Genomic DNA, 1,910 nt, shown 5'->3' with positions numbered 1-1,910 from the left:
GGCCTCGATGGGCGTGCCGTCGTCGTCGAGGGCGATGAGCGCGTCGTCACGGGTGATGTAGCCCATCTCGTGCCTGTAAAGGTGGCAGCCCCCGCGGTGGAGCTTGGCCCCACGGCCCGCACGCTGCGGCTCGATCTTGAAGTTCAGCTCAGCGTGCGCCCGCTCCCGACGCCGGCGTTCCTCCTCGACCGCCTGCTCCGTCTCGCGGATCTTCCGCCGGGTATCGCCCAGCTGCCACGCCAGCCACTCCTCGAGAGCAGCCAGCTTGGCGAGACGTTCAGACGGCGAAAGATCGGACATGGGTTCGAGTCTAGCGGTGTGACCTGCACAAACAGAAAAAGCGGCCCCGCCGCTCCCTGGGGGGAAGCAACGGAGCCGCACCGATCGGGTGCCCCCCTCAGTGACGTGCATGCAAGGTACGTCCTACTCCACGTACCGGGGAAGGATCCGGTCGACCCGGGCAGCGAGCGCAGCCGCAGCCTCCGGATCCGGCGGACTCTTCCGCGCGGCAGCGGTGAGCGTCGACATCAGCCAGCCAGCCGGCAGGACGTGCACGGCCCTCCCGTCCGGCATCCGCACAGTAAGGGAACCTGCGGGGATGCGGGAGCCGTGGATGACGAGGAGCGGATCCACACGATCCACTGGCAGGCCCACGGCCTTCGCGACGCGCTCCGCGTACCCGACGACCTTCTCGACCTCCTCGTGCCGGTCCTGCTTCCCGCAGTGCACCCGGCCCCGCACAAGCTTGGTCTCGAGCCTGTAGTCCCACTTCTTCGAGTCGACGACCACCAACTGCTTCCCGTCCGGGAAAGCGAGGACGTGGTCGAGGTTCGCCCTCGAGCGGGGTAACGCCCGGTCATGCCATATGTGCCAGCCAGCCGCCTCGAGCGGGGCAAGTAGCGCGGCCGTACGCTTCTCCCCCTCCGTCCCGTGCCTTGTACGGGCCGTCAAAGCGTCCGCACGACGCGCCGCAGGGTTCAGGCCCATCCAGGCCAGGACGCGGCGCCGTACGCCCTTCCTGGCCCGTGCACGCTCCCGCGCAGCCCACACCCCGGCCGACCGCCCCGCATCCGTCACCGGCTCCCCTTCCTCGTGCGGTTGGCGACCCGACCCAGGTACGCGGCGTAGGCCTGCGGGTCCGTGAAGTACCGGCGCGCCCACGCGGTCATACGGGCGGGAGCCGGCCGGACAGTCGCTTCAGTCGCTCGCTGCATCAGCCCGGCTCCCCCTTCGCCCGGTCCATCGCCTCGAGCAGCCGGTCCGCGTAGCCGATGGCGACGCCGTGCGGGGAGCAGAAGTCCCGCATCTCCCCCGCGAACTGGCGGGCCGCAGCAACTTCCGCACAAAGCGCCACGATCTCCTTCCTCTCCACCTCGCCCACAGAACGGACCACGCCCTCGAGGTCAGCGTGACCGTACGCATCGTCGTCCTCCATGAACCCGGCATCACACAAGGCCCGGCGGATGCCGTCCAGCTGGTGCTCCTTCGCCCGCCGGGCCTTGTGCGCCAGGCGTAGACGGTTCTGCAGGTCCCCAACCTGCTCGGGCGCCTCAGCTACGAACTTGGCCTTCGCAGCACGTACCAGGGCGGCCAGCGCCTCCTGGCCTTCCTCGGTCAGCTCACCGCTACCGCGGACGCGCACGGTCTCCCCATCCACCTCCATGGGGCGGCAGACGTCTTGTTCTTCGTGGTCGGACTGGGTGTTCGGCTTCTCGGTCATGCTGCTCCTTCGAGGGTGGTGGGGGTCCAGGTGTCGGGGCCGGGGATCGTTTGGACTCGGCGTCCGTGATGCCGGGTGGGCCAGATACGGCCCACCGGCTTGCCGGACTTCGGGCAGCCGCCGTGCTTGTAGAGGACGCCCCGCGACGTCATGCGGACGTCGCGGGTACAGGCCGGGCACGGGATACGGA

3 protein-coding genes are annotated in these 1,910 nt (G+C 69.4%); all 3 read right to left on the bottom strand.

Annotated features, from left to right (window positions below):
- A partial coding sequence (locus ACFVWR_RS19070) for a DUF6233 domain-containing protein (protein ID WP_387216023.1) occupies positions 1–300 on the bottom strand: 300 nt, incomplete at its 3' end.
- A 123-nt stretch (positions 301–423) separates the two neighbouring features.
- Positions 424–987: a nuclease-related domain-containing protein gene (locus tag ACFVWR_RS19065; protein WP_387216026.1), complete on the bottom strand. Its 564-nt coding sequence runs from the start codon at positions 985–987 to the stop codon at positions 424–426.
- A gap of 226 nt (positions 988–1,213) precedes the next feature.
- On the bottom strand, positions 1,214–1,720 hold the full coding sequence (locus tag ACFVWR_RS19060; protein WP_387216020.1) for a hypothetical protein: 507 nt from the start codon (positions 1,718–1,720) through the stop codon (positions 1,214–1,216).
- Positions 1,721–1,910: the final 190 nt, after the last annotated feature.

The organism is Leifsonia sp. NPDC058292, from assembly GCF_042880955.1.
Taxonomy (GTDB): Bacteria; Actinomycetota; Actinomycetes; order Actinomycetales; family Microbacteriaceae; genus Leifsonia.
Note: the sequence above shows the minus strand (reverse complement) of the source record. Positions and strands in the feature narration are given on the sequence as shown.